A 15,796-nucleotide genomic window follows, 5' to 3' on the forward strand; every position below is an offset into this window, starting at 1 on the left:
TTTGCCAAGGCCGACAAGAAAAAGCCCGCCCCGGGCTTGACCCCGCTTTCAGACCCAATCACCAATCATCAGTATGAACACGATTCGATCCGTCTGCGTCTATTGCGGCTCGTCTCCGGGCCGCGATGAAACCTATGCCAAGGCCGGTCACCTGCTTGGGCGCTCGATTGCGCGCTCCGGCCTCAGGCTGATTTACGGCGGCGGCACCAAAGGCATAATGGGCGCCGTCGCCGAGGGCGCCTTGCGTGCCGGCGGCAAGGTGACGGGCATCATTCCGCGCTTCCTGATCAACAAGGAGGCGACCGAAACCGCGCTTGACCGGCTCGACGAACTCGTAATCACCGACAACATGCATGAGCGCAAACACAGGATGTTCGAAAAATCCGACGCCTTTGTGGCGCTGCCAGGCGGCATCGGCACGGTCGAGGAGATCGTCGAGGTCATGACCTGGGGGCAACTCGGCCATCACCGCAAGCCGATCGTCTTCGGCAATATCGGCGGATTCTGGGATCCGATGCTGGCGCTGCTCGACCACATGGCCGCCGAGGGCTTCATCCATACCGCGCAACGTGTCAAGCCGCTGGTGGTCAACGACCCCGAGGCAATCGTCGCCGCCATCATGGTGGCAGGCTCCTCGGTCGACGCCCCGACCGAGGGCATGCAGTCGGTGATCGACAAAATGTAGGAGGAGGAGGCCAGTAGCCCTACTGTCTCATTGTCCTACTGTCTCACTGTCCTACTGCCCTACCCTCTTCCTCCGCTGCCTCCCGCAGGCCGGCGATCACCGTGCGACGGTCGTGACGCCGCCAGGCAAGATGGATGGAAACGGTGCGCTCGAACCATGGCAGGTCGCGAAACACGATCCGTGACGGTGCGGCGGTACGCAGGCTGGCCTGCACCGTGGCCAGGCCAAGACCGGCGCTGACCAGACCGAGCGAGGTCAACGGATCGGCCGTCTCATAAGCGATGTCGGGGTGAAAGCCGGCCTTGGCGCAAGCAGCCAGGAACTGGCCCCGGTTGGTGTCGACAGGTTGGCGCACGACGGTGATCCAGGTGCGGCCGTCTAGGTGGCGCGGCCTGATGTCCGACAACCCTACAAGCGGGTCATCTTCGGGGATCGCCAGCACCAGCGGTTCATGGCGCAGCGCGATGGTGGCGATGTCCGCGTCATCTTCAGCCGGCGGCGAATAGACGAAACCCAGGTCGAGCGAGCGCTGCCGCAGTCCCTCCAGTTGCGCCGCCGACCGCAGGCTTCGTAGCTGAAGGTGAAAATCCGGCCGTTCGCGACGGAACTGACGCAGCATCCCGGCGACAAGCCCGGCATGCACGGCGCCTTCGACATAGCCGATGGCGAGACGGCCGACGGCGCCGCTGGCCAGGTTGCGGCCGAACTCCTCCAATCGTCGCGCGTTGGACAGCAGCGAGCGGGCCTCGGTGAGGAAGGCGCGGCCCTCGGCGTTGAGATGGACCCGTTGCCTGGCTCTTTCAAAAAGGGGTACGCCAAGCTGCTCCTCGAGCTGCATGATCTGCCGGCTGAGCGGCGATTGCGAAATATGCAGCATCCCGGCGGCGCGGCCGACATTGCCGGTTTCGGCGACCGTGACGAAATAGCGGAGCTGGCGCAGGTCGAACATTTTTTCTCCGAGCTTCAAGTCCTTCGAGGTCTCAATTTTATCCTATTCAGTCTTGGACAGTCTGACTAGGCGCGGCGATAGTTGGGCCATCCCAACCAAAGGAGACCCGCCATGCAGTTCTTTGCCCTTCTCACCCGCAACACCGAAAAGTTCACCGACGCCGATTTTGCGCCGCTGCTGCCCGGCGAGGCCGAACAGCGGCGCACGCTCTATGCCGAAGGCGCCGTGCGACAGGTGTGGAACCGCGGCGACATCCCGGGCAGCGGCATGATGTTCGAGGCCGGCAGCGACGCCGATGTGCGCCACCATCTCGCCACCTTGCCGCTGGTCAAGGCAGGCATGATGGACATTGCCGCCATCGTCCCGCTCAACCCCTATCCAGGCTTCGGCCCGAAGCGCTGACGGGCGCAGGAGCCACGGCGGTCGGCCAAGCTTGCCGCCCGCTCTCCCTCCAAGACGTTCGCCGGATCCGGTGAGCAAGCTCGTCCTGTAGCGATTTCCGTTTGCGGCTCGCGGGCGAGTTGGCTATCGGGGAATATCTACAGGGGGACAAACTTTGGAGAACAGATCCGAGACGGGAACAGATCTCGCTCCACGCGCCTCCGTCGTCATGACCGTCTACACCGACCAGCGTTTCCTCGACGCGGCGGTCGACAGCATCCTAACCCAGGAGTTCCGCGATCTTGAGCTTGTGATCGTCGACGACGCGACGGGCGACGACGCGGTCTTCGAGGCACTGGCACGCCGTGATCCGCGCATCCGGATCGTGACCAATCCCACCAATCTTGGCCCAGCCGCCGCCGCCAACCGCGGCATCGAGGCGGCCCGCGGCGACATCATCGTGCGTCTGGATTGCGATGACATTGCCGAGCCGACGCATGTCGGGCGGCTGGTCGCCGCGCTGGACGAGGACTCCGAGCTTGGCCTCATCGGAAACGCGGTAACGCTGATCGACGAGGCCGACCGCGTCGTCGGCGGGCAATTGATGCCCGAAACGGATCTTGCGATCCGGTGGACCATCCTGTTCCACAATCCATTCTATCATTCATCCATGGCCTATCGCCGCAGCGGCTTCGAGGCCGTCGGGGGTTACAAGGCCGATCAGTGGATATCGCATGATCACTATCTGTGTTTTGCCCTGCTGCCTTTGTGCCGGGCACGAAACCTTGCCGAGCCGCTGACGCGCTACCGGCTGAACACGCAAGGGCTGAGCACGAAGCACTCGAAGAACGCGCGCAACCGGACGCATCCGATCCGCGAGGCGCTTTGGGCCAAGCTCGGCCTGACCTACGATCTTTATGACGACGCCTTCGCGCGCGATATGACCGAATTCATCCGGGGGCATGAGATCGCCGTCGAGCGGCGCGCCGCCGCCTACTGCAAGCTGCTTCGCGTGCTTCGCGTCTTCCTCGCCGCGGCCCGGCCGTTCGAGCGGGCCGAGGATGCGGATGCCGCCAGGCAGCTGGCGCATGACCTCGTTGCCCGCATGCTGGCCAGTCCGCCGTTGCGGATACACGAGATGCTGAGGGTCTGTTCCCTGTGTTGGCCGCTCGACCGGCGTGCTGCGACCAGAGCGGCAATGAGGCGGCTAGCGGCTGGCCTGAGGGCTCGGTTGCGCGCGACGGGGAAGTGGCTCGGCGAAACCGCGAAAATCGAGCCTTCACCGGCACCCCCGCCGGGCGTGCCGGCACTGCCGCGGGAGGCTGACCAGGCGCGCGACATCGCCGAAAAGAGCGTCGAATTTGTGCTGATTGCCGAGGCGGGCATTCTCGAAGCGCAAGCCCTGCTGCTGTGCGAGAGCATACGATGTTTCGCCGGTGCCTATTCGCGGTGTCCGATAACGGTCGTGTCGCCCAGGAGCAGCCGTCGCCCATCCGTGTCGACGCTGCGCAAACTTGAGCAGATGGATGTCGAATATCTGCCGATCGAGATCGAGAGTTACTGCCCGCAATATGGCACGTCGTATCGCATTCACGCGCTTGCTCACGTCGAACGTCGGCCGGGCCCGCCTATCATTGTGCAGCTCGACAGCGATACGATATTTGTCGCCGAGCCCGATTTTTCGTTGGGTGCAAGTTCGGCCGCCGCGCGCCCTGTAGACGTCAAGGGAATGTGCACGACGGGTCCTGGCGACCCCTTCGACAGCTACTGGAGAAAGTTGTGCGCCCTTGTCGGCGTCGACTATGAACATCTGCCCATCGTGCACACAACGGTCGGTGGCCAGGCGGTCAGGGCGAGCTACAATGGCGGGCTTTTTGTAGCAAAAAGGGCGTGCGGGCTTTTCCAGCGCACCGAAGACATTTTCAGACAATTGGTGGCCGCCGATATGAAGTCGTGGGCCGACGGGCCAACCTACAACACCGGGACCGGGGTTCTGCACGGAGAGGCCACCGCCTATTGGGGTACAAGCCAGGCCGCCTTCTCGCTGGCGGCAGTCGCTGGAAACCACTCCGTGCGAATCTTGCCGGATACGCACAATTTTCCCCTCAACAACCTGGCGGGGCTGTCGGCACCCGACGCGGCGCGATTGGTCCACATCCACTATCATCACTTGTTCAGCGCCGGATCGGCAGAGGCAAATCCGATATTGGACGGAACGCTGGCCCTTCCGGCAGCAATTTCCGAATGGCTCCTGGCCCGGCTGCCGCTGCAGGAACACCCGCAGCCGACGGTCACGACGCGTGACCTCCCACTCGACCATGACGCACTTGTTCGCACCAACCACGACCTCAGCCTCCAACGCGACATGCTCGTCCGCGACCGAGACGCTCTCCGCGTAGAACGTGACGCGATCCTCGCGTCACGCAGCTGGCGGCTGACCGCACCATTGCGTTGGGCGTTAGGCCCGTTCGCGCGCCGAAGATGACGGGCAACATCGAAAGCGATGCCGGTGATCGGCAGACTGTGATCGACCGTCAAGAAACCGTCACACGCAAGCGGACTCGTCCGTGCTAGAAATCGCGGTCAGGCTGCCGCCACGCGGCGCCATGTCCGAAAATCGCATCTGGTACTGCCCATGGATGTCGCTCTTGCCCCGGTAGGCACCGACCTGTCGCCTTACCTGCCCGACGAGCACGGGCTGTTCTTCATCTATCATTTCACAACCGATGGCCTGCGCACCAAGGACCCGGCACAGGCGTGCTGGACCTGGCGCAGCTATCAGATCACCGACCTGCATGCACGCCAGGAGATCGGCGCTGAAAGAGCTTTGCCGGGACCGGTGCGCGACGCCTTCCTTGCCCCCAGCCATGGCTGTCACATCGACTTCGAGGATGGCTGGCTCTATGGCGATCTGCCGGATCTCAAACACGACTTTTCGGAGGCGCGCGGGCTTGTCCATTTCCGCTTTGCCTTCAACGAGACGATGCTGGTCGGCGCGCGCAAGCAGCCGCTGGAATCGGTCGATGCCGTCCGCAAGGCGGTGGAGAATGGATCGCGGAAATTCCGCTCGCCGGCGGAACTGATCGAGGCGGTCACGGGCCAGTCGCTCGACGGCATGTCGGTCGAGCTCGGCAAGCTGGGCGACACGCTCGACGGCATCGAGGACCGCGTCGTGCGCGATGCATGGCACAATGAACGACAGGCGCTGGTCGAGGCGCGCCGGCAGCTGGTGGTGATCCATCGGCAGATGGCGACGATCACCAATCTGTTCCGGCATCTCGACCATTCGCATCGCAATGAGCTGCCTGACCCGATCAACGACATGGCGGCAAGGCTCTCGCAGCGGGCGCATACGCTCTATCATGACGGCGAGCAGTTGCAGGCGCGCACAAGGCTGTTGCAGGACGAGCTGATGGCTAAGCTCACCATGCAGTCGAACCAGTTACTCTATGTACTCTCTGTCATGACCGCGGTGCTGCTGCCGATGACCATCATCTCGGGCCTGTTCGGCATGAATGTCGGCGGGCTGCCCTTGGTCGACACGCCCATGGGTTTCTGGGTGGTGACCGCGGTCTCGGTGTTTATCGCGGCAGCCACCTATCTGTTCGTCAGGCGGCTTGGCCGGGGGTTGTAGCGCACGGCCGGCGGTATTTACGCTGTGGCGCGAAGATCCTCGATGATGGTGCCGGCGGCATGGATTTCCGCCTCGTGGTCCGGGTCGCGCCAGGTCTCGGCAAGGCCGGCCGCATACCATTCCCGCATCGCCGGCAGATTGAGCAGCTGTGCCGGATAGGCCGCAGCCGCCCCCTCGAAGGTGAGCCCATAGGACTGCGCCCGAAACGCCACCGGGGCAAAGAAGGCATCGACGGCGGTAAAATGGGCGCCGGCGAGAAACGGCCCGCCGAAACGGGCAAGGCCATCGTTCCATAGGTCGCCGAGGCGGAAGAGATCCTGCTTCAGTGCATCGGACATCGGGAACGGCTTGATGCGAACGCCGCAACTCATCGGGCATGCGTCGCGCAGTGCGGTGAAACTCGAATGCATTTCGGCTGCGGCCGAGCGCGCCCAGGCGCGCGCCTTGGCCTCGACGGGCCAGACGCCATGGTGACGCTCGGCCATATACTCGACGATGCCAAGTGAATCCCAGACCGCCCAGCCATCGTCGACCAGGCTGTTGTCTATCAAGCATGGGACCCGGCCGCTGGGTGAGAACGGCCGGTAGAGATCCCAGCTCGATCCGGCCGGAAATGGCGTCAGCCGCTCCTCGAATGGAATATCCAGCTCGCGCATGAGCACCCATGGCCGCAGCGACCATGAGGAATAATTCTTGTTGGCAATGTGCAGCAGGTACATGGAAACTCCTTATCGGACAGAAGCCTTGCGCGCGCTCGTCAGCATCGACCAGGAATAGATCGCCAATGCCGCCCAGATCAGGGCAAAGGCAACGGCCTGGGTGGTGCCGAAGGGTTCGTCGAAGATCAGGACGGCGATCAGGAACACCATGGTCGGCGCGATGTATTGCATGATGCCGATGGTCGAGAGGCGTAGCAGCTTGGCACCGAAGGCAAACAGCAGCAGCGGCACCGATGTGACTGGACCGCAGCCGATCAGCAACGCCGTATCGGCGCCACTACCGGATACGATGTGGTCCTGCCCGGTCGCTATCAGGTAGGCGATGTAACCGAGGGCCGGCACCGACAGCAAAAGCACTTCGAGCAGGAACCCCTGGCTCGGGCCGATCGGCAGCGTCTTGCGGAAGAAGCCGTAGGCGGCGAAGGAAAACGCCAGCGCCAGCGACACCCAGGGTAGCTTGCCGCCCTCGATGGTCAGCACCATGACGGCGACTGCCGCCAGCACCACCGCCGCGATCTGCAACCGGTCGAGACGCTCGCCCAGCAGCAGCGCACCGACGACGACGTTGACCAGCGGGTTGATGTAGTAGCCGAGCGCGGTCTCGACGGTGCGGTCGACGGCGATCGCCCAGACATAGATGCCCCAGTTGACCGAAATCAGCGCCGCTGTCAGCGCGGCCATGGCGATGGTGCGGGGCGAGCGAAGCGCGGCCTTGAAATCCGCCGTACGGCCGGCCCAGACCAGTACGGCAGCGGCGATCGGCACCGACCAGACGATCCGGTGGGCGATGACTTCGGCCAGCGGCAGGTGAGCGACCGCCTTCATATAGAAGGGCAGCAATCCCCACAGCAGATAGGCGCCTAGCGCCAAGAGAAAGCCGCGGCGGGCCTTTGAATCGGTGTCCAGGGCAATTGCTTCAGTGGCCATGGGCCAACGCTATGGCCCAGCCACCTTGCCAAGACCATCACAAAGTTCTGATGGATCAACGGACTTTCGCTGATGGTTCAACCTACTCCGCCGCCACCAGCCCGGCCATTTCGCGGTTCTTCATCAGTTTGTAGACGATGGAATCCATGAGAGCCTGGAACGAGGCGTCGATGATGTTTTCGGAAACGCCGACCGTCCACCAGCGCGCGCCGGTGGCATCATGCGATTCGATCAGCACGCGGGTGATCGCCTCCGTGCCGCCATTGAGGATACGCACCTTGAAGTCGGCGAGTTCCATGTCCGCGATCTCGTTCTGGAATTTGCCGAGATCCTTGCGCAGGGCAATGTCGAGCGCGTTGACCGGGCCATGCCCCTCGGCCACCGACATCTTCTCCTCGCCGTCGACCAGCACCTTCACGATCGCCTCGGACACCGTCTTCAGCTGGCCGTTGGCGTCGAAGCGGCGCTCGACCATGCAGCGGAACGAGGTGACGTTGAAGAACTCCGGCAGGCCGTGCAGCATCTTGCGCGCCAGAAGCTCGAAGCTGGCATCGGCGCCTTCATAGGCATAGCCTTCGGCCTCGCGTTCCTTGACCACGGCAATCAGCGCGTCGAGCCGGTGGTCGTCCTTCGGCACATCGATGCCGCGCCGCTTCAGTTCGGCGAGGAAATTGGCCTTGCCGCCCTGGTCCGAGACCATGACGCGGCGGCGGTTGCCGACCGCCTCCGGCGGCACGTGCTCGTAGGTCGCCGGCTCCTTGGCCAGTGCGGAGGCATGGATGCCGGCCTTGGTGGCGAAGGCCGAGGCGCCGACATAGGGCGCCTGCGCTTCCGGTGCACGGTTCAAGAGTTCATCGAAGGCGCGAGATAGCCTGGACACGCCGGCGAGCGCCTCCGCCGAAACACCTGTTTCGAAGCGGGTGGAGAAGGCCGGCTTCAGCGCCAAGGTAGGCACGATCGAGATCAGATTGGCGTTGCCGCAGCGCTCGCCGATGCCGTTGAGCGTGCCCTGGATCTGGCGCACGCCGGCCTCGACCGCGGCCAGCGAATTGGCGACCGCCTGGCCGGTGTCGTCATGGGCATGGATGCCGAGATTGCCGCCGGGGATACCTGAGCCGATGACCTTCTCGGCAATGGCGCGGACTTCCGACGGCTGCGTGCCGCCATTGGTGTCGCACAGCACCACCCAGCGCGCGCCGGCATCAAAGGCAGTCCTGGCACAAGCCAGGGCGTAGTCGGGATTGGCCTTGAAGCCATCGAAGAAATGCTCGCAATCGACCATCGCCTCCTTGCCGGCGGCGATCGCCGCCTCGACGGATGCCTTGATGGCGTCGAGGTTCTCCTCGTTGGTGCAGCCGAGCGCGACGCGGACGTGGTAGTCCCAGCTCTTGGCGACGAAGCAGATGGCGTCCGACTTCGATTGCACAAGGGCTGCAAGGCCGGGATCGTTGGACGCCGATACGCCTGCCCGCTTGGTCATGCCGAAGGCGACGAATTTGGCGCGCGCCGTGCGCTTCTCCTGGAAGAAGGCGGTGTCTGTCGGATTGGCGCCGGGATAGCCGCCCTCGACATAGTCGAGGCCGAAAGCGTCGAGCAATTTTGCGATGGCGATCTTGTCCTCGACGGAAAAGTCGATGCCCGGCGTCTGCTGGCCGTCGCGCAAGGTGGTGTCGAAGAGATAGAGGCGCTCGCGAGTCATGGTCATTTGCCCGCAAACTTGTCCGTCGCCCGGATCAGCCGATCCAGGATGCCCGGCTCCGAATAGGCATGACCGGCGCCCTCGATCAGGTGAAAATCCGCCTTCGGCCAGGCCTTGTGCAGCGCCCATGCATAGTGCGCCGGACACGGCATGTCGTAGCGGCCATGGACGATGGTGCCGGGGATATCCCTTAGTTTCCAGGCATCGCGCAGCAACTGCCCCTCTTCCAGCCAGCCGGCATGGACGAAATAATGGTTTTCGATACGGGCAAAGGCGACGGCATAGTCGTCTTGTCCGAAAGGCCCGCTGGTTTCGGGGTCGGGCAAAAGCGTGATCGTCTCGCCTTCCCACAGGCTCCAGGCGCGGGCGGCCTCGATCTGCGCCTTGCGGTCGCTTCCCACCAGCCGCTTGCGGTAAGCCGCCATCATGTCGCCGCGCTCAGCCTCCGGGATCGGCTCCAGGAACCGCTCCCATTTGTCCGGGAACATTTCCGAGACGCCGAACTGGTAATACCATTCGAGCTCCGCACGGGTCAGCGTGTAGATGCCGCGCACCACCAGTTCGCTGACGCGATCAGGATGGGTCTCGGCATAGGCAAGCGCCAGGGTCGAGCCCCAGGAGCCGCCGAACACCAGCCATTTGTCGAAGCCGGCCATCTCGCGCAGGCGTTCGATGTCGGCGACCAGATGCCAGGTGGTGTTGGCTTCGAGGGAGGCGTTGGGCGTCGATTTTCCACAACCGCGCTGGTCGAACAGGATGACGTCGTAAAGTTTTGGGTCGAACAGCCGCCGGTGTCTTGGCGAGATGGTGCCGCCCGGCCCGCCATGCAGGAACACCGCCGGCTTGGCGCCCCTGGTGCCGGAGCGTTCCCAATAGATCTGATGGCCGTCGCCGACGTCGAGCATGCCGGACTCGAACGCCTCGATCTCGGGATAGAGGGTACGCAATTGACTGCTCATAGCTGCAAACCTTTGGTCGGCCAGTCAGCCGCTTCGTGGTCGGGATGCTGGAAGGAGATGATTTGCTCCTGCCGGGCGTAGTAATCGGGGTCCTGGTGGACGGGCTGGTCGAAGATCGTCTCCACCCAGGGCAGCCGCGCGGCGTAGTTGACCTGGATTTGCGGGGCGAGATCGGAGCGGTCGTCGAAGGCGCCGATGGCGATCTCCAGTCCGCCGGGTTGCCGATAGGTCAGCGGCGTGCCGCAGCGGGCACAGAAGCCACGATCGATGTTGACCGACGACTGGAAATAGCTTGGCTCCTCATGGGTCCATTCGACGCCATCCTTGGGCACCGTCACCAGCGCACCAAAGAACGAGCCGAACTGCTTCTGGCACATGCGGCAATGGCAGATCGACGGGCGGCCGAGCGCCCCCTTGATGCGGAAGCGCACCGCGCCGCACTGGCAGCCGCCGGTTCGTATTGTCTCGGTCATGATCTTTCCTTCGGCGGCCATTGTTCGGTGTCGTGGTCCGGGTGCTGGTAGGATACGAGATCGGCCAGGTAGGGGGCCGACGACATGTCCGCCATCGTCTCCTCGCCCGGCAATTGCGGGATCGTGTCGACATAGGGCAGCTTTGCCTCGGTGCCCCACTGGATCAGCGGCACGATCTCCGCCGGATTGTCGAACGCGCCGATGGCGAGGCCAACGCCGTCCGGCGCGGTGAAGGTCAGCGGCGTGCCGCAATTGGCGCAAAAACCACGATCGACATGGCTGGACGAGCGGAAATATTTCGGCTCACCACGCGTCCAGTCGAGCTTTGCACCGCGCACCGATACCAGCGGCGCGTAGAACGAGCCGAACGCCTTCTGGCACATGCGGCAATGGCAGATCGAAGCGTCGCCAAGCGCGCCCTCGACGCGAAAGCGCACCGCGCCGCACTGGCAGCCGCCGGTATAGATCGGCCGGTTGTCGAGGCTCATCGCGGTTCACTCCGGGGCATGGCAGACGGCCTCGACATTGTTGCCGTCGGGATCGAAGACGAAGGCGCCGTAATAATTCGGGTGATAATACGGCCGCAGGCCCGGCCCACCATTGTCCTTGCCGCCGGCGGCGAGGGCCGCGGCATGGAAGGCATCGACCTCGGCGCGGCTGCGCGCGGTGAAGGCGACGTGCTGGTGGTCTTTCGGCTTGTCCTTGCCGGAACTCAGCCAGAACACCGGCCGGTCGCGGCCATAACCGCCGACCTTGGCGCCGCCGGTGTATTCCAGCGGCACCATATACAGCAGCGAGGCACCCAGCGGCGCCATCGCCTTGTCGTAGAAAGCCTTCGAAGCATCGAAATCGGCGACGGTGATACCGAGATGGTCGATCATGGAACGGACTCCTTTGCTGGTTCGCTCGCCAGCATTTCGGCACCGGCAAGGCCGGCTTCGATCACGATGTGCTGGCAGACATTGTCGATATCGCGAATGACGTCGTCGTTCCAGAAGCGCAGCATGGTCCAGCCTAGGGCTTCGAGCTTGGCAGTTCTCATGGCGTCGGATGCCGAAGCTTCAGCCTGAGCATGCTGAGAACCATCCAACTCGACGATCAGCTTCTTGCTAGAGCAGGCAAAATCGACGATGTAGCCGGCGATCGGCATCTGGCGTCGAAACGCCAGCCCCATGAGCCGATGCGCGCGAATCTCATTACAGAGTTTCAGCTCGGCATCGGTCATAGCCTTGCGCATCTTGCGCGCATTGTTGCGGTTGCCGACGGGCACTCGATAATGCGTCATCGCGGTTCGCCCCCCTCTGCCCTGCCGGGCATCTCCCCCTCAAGGGGGGAGATCGGCAGCTTGTCCGGAAACGCCCAATGATCAACGGAGACGGTTGGCGAAAGCCGATGTGACATCCAATCTCCCCCCTTGAGGGGGAGATGTCCGGCAGGACAGAGGGGGGTGTTTCGCGCCACCCTCACCGCTTCACCTCCCACGTCGTCACGCGCTCTCCGGTGACGGGGTCCTTGCCGTCCTTCAACTGTACGCCTTGTGCCAGCAGTTCGTCGCGGATGCGGTCGGCCTCGGCCCAGTTCTTCGCGGCGATGAGCGCGAGGCGATCGGCGATCGCCTTGGCAACACCACCTTCATCAATGTCGGCCGAGGCGACATCGAAGCCGAGGAACAGCAGCGACGCCTTCAGCGAAGCCGCCGCTTCGTTGCCGTCCACGGCCTCGGCGGCCAACTGCGTCAGGACCTGGAAGGCGGCGTAGGTGGCGAGATCGTCCGACAACGCATCGATGACCTCCACCGGCAACTGCCCCGCGGCCGGCGCAAGATCCGCCGCCCGTTTCCATTTGCGCAGCATGTTTTCGGCCTCCTCCAGCTTGCGCACGGAAAAGTCGATGGGTTCGCGATAATGCGTCATCAGCATCGCCAGCCGCAGCACCTCGCCCGGCCATTTGCGGTCGCCAAAGGTCTTCGTCTCCAGCAACTCGTTGATCGAATAGAAATTGCCGAGGCTCTTCGACATCTTCTGGCCTTCGACCTGAAGGAAGCCGTTGTGCATCCAGATGTTGGCCATGACGTCGGTGCCATGGGCGCAACGCGACTGGGCGATCTCGTTCTCATGGTGCGGGAAGATCAGGTCGAGGCCGCCGCCATGGATGTCGAAGACCTCGCCGAGATAGGCGGCCGACATTGCCGAGCATTCGATGTGCCAGCCCGGCCGGCCCCTGCCCCATGGGCTGTTCCAGCCCGGCTCTTCCGGTGACGACAGCTTCCACAGCACGAAATCGCCGGGGTTTTTCTTATGCGCGTCGACAGCGATCCGAGCGCCGGCCTGCTGCTCGTCGAGATTGCGCTTCGACAATTGTCCGTAGTCCGGCATCGAGGCGGTGTCGAACAACACTTCACCCGCCGCGACATAGGCATGGCCGCGTCCAATCAGGCTTTGAATCAAGGTGATCATGTCGGCCTTGCCATCAGCGCGGGGCTCGACGAATTCGGTGGCGCGCGGCTCGACCGTCGGCTCCAGGCAGCCGAGAACAGCCACATCCTTGTGGAACTGGTCGGCGGTCTTTTCGGTGACGCGCCGGATCGCCTCGTTGAGAGAGAGCGTGCCTGAAGCGATCTCGCCGCCGAAGTCCCGCAAGGCGCGCGCATTGATCTTGTCGTCGACGTCGGTGATGTTGCGCACATAGGTGACGTGCGTCTCGCCATAGAGATGGCGCAGCAAGCGGAACAGCACGTCGAAGACGATCACCGGCCTGGCGTTGCCGATATGGGCAAAGTCGTAGACCGTCGGACCGCAGACATACATACGCACATTGAGCGGATCGATCGGAACGAAATCCTCTTTCGTCCGCGTCAGCGTGTTGTAGAGGCGCAGGCCATGCGATGCGTCAGACATTCGTGCCTTCCCGGTTCGTTATGTTTTGACCGGAGCCGGGCGCCCGTCGAGGCGCAAAACGGACTCCAGCCTGCTGGCCGGGGCGTTTGTCCAATCTGGGGAAGATGAGGCGAAAACGTCCGGACCAGCGCGAGGCTAGCCAATAATGCAAATGCCACAAATGGCGAAAGACGTTTTCATGGGCGGCTTTATCGCCTTGGCCGGTGTTGCCGTCAAGTCGCTAGTTTCAGCAAAAACGTCGTTGGATCACAGGTAAAGGGGCAGTGAAACATTTTATTAAACATGTCGGCACAGTGATGAAACATTCGTCGACTAGTTCAGCAGGCGTCACGATTTGGTCAGAATCGGCTATCAAACGGCAGACACGAAAATGTTACCTGGGAAGAGAGACATGCCCCGAACCAAGCAGGAATCCAACCGCGCCAAGCAACCGGCGCTGGCCAACCACTACCGCGCCATCGGCCCGGCTGCGATCGTCGCCGCCCTTCTCCATACCGCGAAGAAGAAAAAGCCGACGCAGAAGATCGTATCGCCTCGCGCCGCCTGAACTGGTGCGCGACCGCCCCGAAGGCGCCGGCAACATAGCGCTGACATGTGCCTCTAAAGCTGACATGCGCCTCTAAAATAGCGTCATCTGACTGTCGTCCGCGCCAGGCTTCTGGCGCCTGACCTTTTCGGGCTCCGGCCTGATCTCGCCTCTCTCCTGAATCTCCGGTCCGGTGTTGGCGACCTTGTTGACGAGGTCGGACACGGGAATTGCCTCGAAGAAATCAGTCTGCGCCGGGCGCAACAGGTCGGCGACGTCGCGCGGCTCGAGCGTGCGGCAATCCAGCCAGCGGGCAAAGTCGCTGGGATCGATCACCACCGGCATGCGGTCATGGATATGGGCGATATCAGCATTGGCATTGACGGTCAGGATGGCGCCGGTGTCCATTTCCGAACCGCCCGGCTCGGCATAGGTCTCGATCAGTCCGGCAAAGGCGACCACGCCGCCATGCCTGGGCCGTATCCAATAAGGTTGCCCCTTCTTGCCCCCGGTTTGCCGCCACTCGTAAAAGCCGGATGCCGGCACCAACGCACGGCGATGGCGCATGGCGGCCTTGAACGAGGCCTTTTCGGCGGCCCCTTCCGAGCGTGCGTTGAACAGCAGCGGAAACTCTCTGGTGTCCTTCACCCAGGTCGGAATCAGCCCCCAGCGCACCAGCATCGGCTGGCGGTCCGGCAGATTGGAGCCCGGCGCCCGCGGAGCACCGGCGATCGCCACCAGGATCGGCTGCGTCGGCGCGATGTTGTAGCGGGCCGGGAAATCCTCAAGCCCCGCCACGCCCAGAAAGGCGGCGGTCCGATCCGGCGTCGCGGTCAAGGCAAAACGTCCGCACATGGTCGACTGGTGCCTTCGAATGGTTCGGCCGAATGGTTCAGTTTGAAAGTGGCGATGGAACCGGCGTTGCGCAATCGCTAAAGCTTCCCCATGCTGGGCGGTCCACAACAGACCTGCCTTCAAATGAGCCTGATCGGGAATTCATGAACGAAACGCGCAAGACACTTCCGGCCGTCTCGGTGGCCGTCGTGCGCGGCGACGCCGTGCTCCTGGTCAAGCGGGCGCGGCAGCCATCGCAAGGGCTCTATGCCTTTCCGGGCGGCAAGGTCGAGACCGGCGAGACGCTGGAGGCCGCGGCAAAGCGCGAATTGCTGGAAGAAACCGGCTTGCACGCCACCGACTACCGCCCGCTTCGGGAAATCCACATCGACGGCAGGGATGACGGCCACCCGGTCGATTACCTTCTGACAGTGTTCGGAGCCGCCTATGCCGGCGGCGAGGCAGTGGCAAGCGACGACGCCGAGACAGCCGCCTTCTACACGCTTAGCGAGATGGCGGTGCTGCCGCTCGCCGGCTCGGTGTTCGCGGTCGCCGAAGACTTGCTGGGCCTTGGCGCAAACGCCGGGCTGCTCTGAAAATCGCCTTGCGGGCGACAAATTGTTTCGCCACAAAGGCTTATGCCGTTTGGCCAAGAGAACTTATGAACCGTTCATCCCTGCTCCTCGCCATATGTCTGGCCGTCAGCTCGGCCGTCTCGACGCGGCCGGCGCTCAGTGCCGAATCGCCATTTGAACCGGGGCTGATGCGGCTGGCGGAAGTTCTGGGATCGCTGCATTTCCTGCGCAATTTGTGCGGTGAGAAAGGCGACCAGTGGCGTGTCGAGATGCAGAAGCTGCTCGATTCGGAAAATCCGGACGCCGAGCGGCGCGCCCGCTTCATCGCCAGCTTCAATCGCGGCTACCGCTCCTTCGGCGGCACCTACACGCAGTGCACCCCCTCGGCCACCGAAGCCATCAGCCGTTATATGAAGGAAGGCGAGACGCTGTCGCGCGACATCGCCTCGCGTTATGGCAACTAGGCATTCCGAACTGCCCATCCACAGATATCCGGACCATCACTGGCAACGACCGACATATCCGACTTGTGCCAGGT

18 protein-coding genes are annotated in these 15,796 nt (G+C 63.3%); 7 read left to right on the forward strand and 11 right to left on the reverse strand.

From position 1 onward, the window contains the following. The first annotated feature begins 73 nt into the window (after nt 1–73). Nucleotides 74–685, forward strand: a complete 612-nt coding sequence (locus HNQ71_RS03435; RefSeq protein WP_184871179.1) for an LOG family protein — start codon at nt 74–76, stop codon at nt 683–685. Between the two features lie 43 nt (nt 686–728). On the opposite strand, the gene HNQ71_RS03440 is transcribed toward HNQ71_RS03435, so the two are convergent. Next, complete coding sequence (locus tag HNQ71_RS03440) at nt 729–1,634, reverse strand: LysR substrate-binding domain-containing protein (protein ID WP_184871180.1); 906 nt, start codon at nt 1,632–1,634, stop codon at nt 729–731. 111 nt (nt 1,635–1,745) lie between these two features. On the opposite strand from HNQ71_RS03440, the gene HNQ71_RS03445 reads away from it, so the two are divergent. The 3 genes from HNQ71_RS03445 to HNQ71_RS03455 all read left to right on the forward strand — a co-directional run bounded on the left by HNQ71_RS03445 (nt 1,746) and on the right by HNQ71_RS03455 (nt 5,649). Beyond that, nucleotides 1,746–2,036, forward strand: a complete 291-nt coding sequence (locus HNQ71_RS03445) for a muconolactone Delta-isomerase family protein (protein ID WP_184871181.1) — start codon at nt 1,746–1,748, stop codon at nt 2,034–2,036. A 154-nt stretch (nt 2,037–2,190) separates the two neighbouring features. After that, nucleotides 2,191–4,500, forward strand: coding sequence for a glycosyltransferase family 2 protein (locus HNQ71_RS03450; protein WP_184871182.1), 2,310 nt, complete (start codon nt 2,191–2,193; stop codon nt 4,498–4,500). 150 nt (nt 4,501–4,650) lie between these two features. Continuing rightward, on the forward strand, nt 4,651–5,649 hold the full coding sequence (locus HNQ71_RS03455) for a transporter (protein ID WP_184871183.1): 999 nt from the start codon (nt 4,651–4,653) through the stop codon (nt 5,647–5,649). A 17-nt stretch (nt 5,650–5,666) separates the two neighbouring features. Here HNQ71_RS03455 and HNQ71_RS03460 read toward each other — a convergent pair whose 3' ends face one another. From HNQ71_RS03460 to cysS, 9 genes are all read right to left on the reverse strand, one after another. Next, nucleotides 5,667–6,368 carry a glutathione S-transferase family protein gene (locus tag HNQ71_RS03460; protein WP_184871184.1) on the reverse strand — a complete coding sequence of 234 codons (702 nt, stop codon included), beginning with the start codon at nt 6,366–6,368 and terminating at the stop codon, nt 5,667–5,669. Between the two features lie 9 nt (nt 6,369–6,377). Beyond that, on the reverse strand, nt 6,378–7,295 hold the full coding sequence (gene rarD, locus HNQ71_RS03465) for an EamA family transporter RarD (RefSeq protein ID WP_184871185.1): 918 nt from the start codon (nt 7,293–7,295) through the stop codon (nt 6,378–6,380). Nucleotides 7,296–7,377: 82 nt separating this feature from the next. Next, the gene (gene cimA, locus HNQ71_RS03470; protein ID WP_184871186.1) at nt 7,378–9,000 is read right to left on the reverse strand and encodes a citramalate synthase; all 1,623 of its coding nucleotides are present in this window, start codon (nt 8,998–9,000) and stop codon (nt 7,378–7,380) included. Next, nucleotides 8,997–9,953 (reverse strand): prolyl aminopeptidase, encoded by a 957-nt coding sequence (gene pip / locus HNQ71_RS03475; protein WP_184871187.1) that lies wholly within the window; start codon nt 9,951–9,953, stop codon nt 8,997–8,999. Before pip ends, cimA begins: the two co-directional genes overlap by 4 nt. After that, nucleotides 9,950–10,426, reverse strand: coding sequence for a GFA family protein (locus HNQ71_RS03480; protein ID WP_184871188.1), 477 nt, complete (start codon nt 10,424–10,426; stop codon nt 9,950–9,952). The genes pip and HNQ71_RS03480 overlap by 4 nt, the downstream gene beginning before the upstream one ends. Then, complete coding sequence (locus HNQ71_RS03485) at nt 10,423–10,914, reverse strand: GFA family protein (RefSeq protein WP_184871189.1); 492 nt, start codon at nt 10,912–10,914, stop codon at nt 10,423–10,425. Before HNQ71_RS03485 ends, HNQ71_RS03480 begins: the two co-directional genes overlap by 4 nt. A gap of 6 nt (nt 10,915–10,920) precedes the next feature. Continuing rightward, a complete protein-coding gene (locus tag HNQ71_RS03490) occupies nt 10,921–11,307 on the reverse strand; it encodes a VOC family protein (protein WP_184871190.1) in 387 nt (128 codons plus the stop codon). Next, entirely contained in the window at nt 11,304–11,711 is a 408-nt protein-coding gene (locus HNQ71_RS03495; protein ID WP_184871191.1) for an endonuclease domain-containing protein, read from the reverse strand. The genes HNQ71_RS03490 and HNQ71_RS03495 overlap by 4 nt, the downstream gene beginning before the upstream one ends. A 178-nt stretch (nt 11,712–11,889) precedes the next feature. Continuing rightward, nucleotides 11,890–13,323: a cysteine--tRNA ligase gene (gene cysS, locus HNQ71_RS03500; RefSeq protein ID WP_184871192.1), complete on the reverse strand. Its 1,434-nt coding sequence runs from the start codon at nt 13,321–13,323 to the stop codon at nt 11,890–11,892. 391 nt (nt 13,324–13,714) lie between these two features. Here cysS and HNQ71_RS03505 point away from each other — a divergent pair, with 391 nt between their 5' ends. Continuing rightward, on the forward strand, nt 13,715–13,870 hold the full coding sequence (locus tag HNQ71_RS03505; RefSeq protein ID WP_184871193.1) for a hypothetical protein: 156 nt from the start codon (nt 13,715–13,717) through the stop codon (nt 13,868–13,870). 72 nt (nt 13,871–13,942) lie between these two features. On the opposite strand, the gene HNQ71_RS03510 is transcribed toward HNQ71_RS03505, so the two are convergent. Beyond that, the gene (locus tag HNQ71_RS03510) at nt 13,943–14,704 is read right to left on the reverse strand and encodes an SOS response-associated peptidase (protein WP_184871194.1); all 762 of its coding nucleotides are present in this window, start codon (nt 14,702–14,704) and stop codon (nt 13,943–13,945) included. Nucleotides 14,705–14,847: 143 nt separating this feature from the next. Between HNQ71_RS03510 and HNQ71_RS03515 the strand changes: the two genes are divergently transcribed. Both HNQ71_RS03515 and HNQ71_RS03520 read left to right on the forward strand, forming a co-directional pair. Next, nucleotides 14,848–15,279 (forward strand): NUDIX hydrolase, encoded by a 432-nt coding sequence (locus HNQ71_RS03515; protein ID WP_184871195.1) that lies wholly within the window; start codon nt 14,848–14,850, stop codon nt 15,277–15,279. Nucleotides 15,280–15,344: 65 nt separating this feature from the next. Further along, nucleotides 15,345–15,722: a TIGR02301 family protein gene (locus HNQ71_RS03520; RefSeq protein ID WP_184871196.1), complete on the forward strand. Its 378-nt coding sequence runs from the start codon at nt 15,345–15,347 to the stop codon at nt 15,720–15,722. Nucleotides 15,723–15,796: the final 74 nt, after the last annotated feature.

The sequence above is a fragment of the Mesorhizobium sangaii genome, assembly GCF_014207355.1.
GTDB lineage: Bacteria > Pseudomonadota > Alphaproteobacteria > Rhizobiales > Rhizobiaceae > Mesorhizobium > Mesorhizobium sangaii.

Excerpts from the sequence above, each read along its gene's own strand:
- rarD (WP_184871185.1), bottom strand. The coding sequence starts at position 7,295 with ATGGCCACTGAAGCAATTGCCCTGGACACCGATTCAAAGGCCCGCCGC.
- HNQ71_RS03460 (WP_184871184.1), bottom strand. The coding sequence starts at position 6,368 with ATGTACCTGCTGCACATTGCCAACAAGAATTATTCCTCATGGTCGCTG.
- cimA (WP_184871186.1), bottom strand. The coding sequence starts at position 9,000 with ATGACCATGACTCGCGAGCGCCTCTATCTCTTCGACACCACCTTGCGC.
- HNQ71_RS03455 (WP_184871183.1), top strand. The coding sequence starts at position 4,651 with ATGGATGTCGCTCTTGCCCCGGTAGGCACCGACCTGTCGCCTTACCTG.
- HNQ71_RS03515 (WP_184871195.1), top strand. The coding sequence starts at position 14,848 with ATGAACGAAACGCGCAAGACACTTCCGGCCGTCTCGGTGGCCGTCGTG.
- pip (WP_184871187.1), bottom strand. The coding sequence starts at position 9,953 with ATGAGCAGTCAATTGCGTACCCTCTATCCCGAGATCGAGGCGTTCGAG.
- HNQ71_RS03435 (WP_184871179.1), top strand. The coding sequence starts at position 74 with ATGAACACGATTCGATCCGTCTGCGTCTATTGCGGCTCGTCTCCGGGC.
- HNQ71_RS03480 (WP_184871188.1), bottom strand. The coding sequence starts at position 10,426 with ATGACCGAGACAATACGAACCGGCGGCTGCCAGTGCGGCGCGGTGCGC.
- HNQ71_RS03505 (WP_184871193.1), top strand. The coding sequence starts at position 13,715 with ATGCCCCGAACCAAGCAGGAATCCAACCGCGCCAAGCAACCGGCGCTG.
- HNQ71_RS03490 (WP_184871190.1), bottom strand. The coding sequence starts at position 11,307 with ATGATCGACCATCTCGGTATCACCGTCGCCGATTTCGATGCTTCGAAG.
- HNQ71_RS03495 (WP_184871191.1), bottom strand. The coding sequence starts at position 11,711 with ATGACGCATTATCGAGTGCCCGTCGGCAACCGCAACAATGCGCGCAAG.
- HNQ71_RS03485 (WP_184871189.1), bottom strand. The coding sequence starts at position 10,914 with ATGAGCCTCGACAACCGGCCGATCTATACCGGCGGCTGCCAGTGCGGC.
- HNQ71_RS03510 (WP_184871194.1), bottom strand. The coding sequence starts at position 14,704 with ATGTGCGGACGTTTTGCCTTGACCGCGACGCCGGATCGGACCGCCGCC.
- HNQ71_RS03520 (WP_184871196.1), top strand. The coding sequence starts at position 15,345 with ATGAACCGTTCATCCCTGCTCCTCGCCATATGTCTGGCCGTCAGCTCG.
- cysS (WP_184871192.1), bottom strand. The coding sequence starts at position 13,323 with ATGTCTGACGCATCGCATGGCCTGCGCCTCTACAACACGCTGACGCGG.
- HNQ71_RS03445 (WP_184871181.1), top strand. The coding sequence starts at position 1,746 with ATGCAGTTCTTTGCCCTTCTCACCCGCAACACCGAAAAGTTCACCGAC.
- HNQ71_RS03440 (WP_184871180.1), bottom strand. The coding sequence starts at position 1,634 with ATGTTCGACCTGCGCCAGCTCCGCTATTTCGTCACGGTCGCCGAAACC.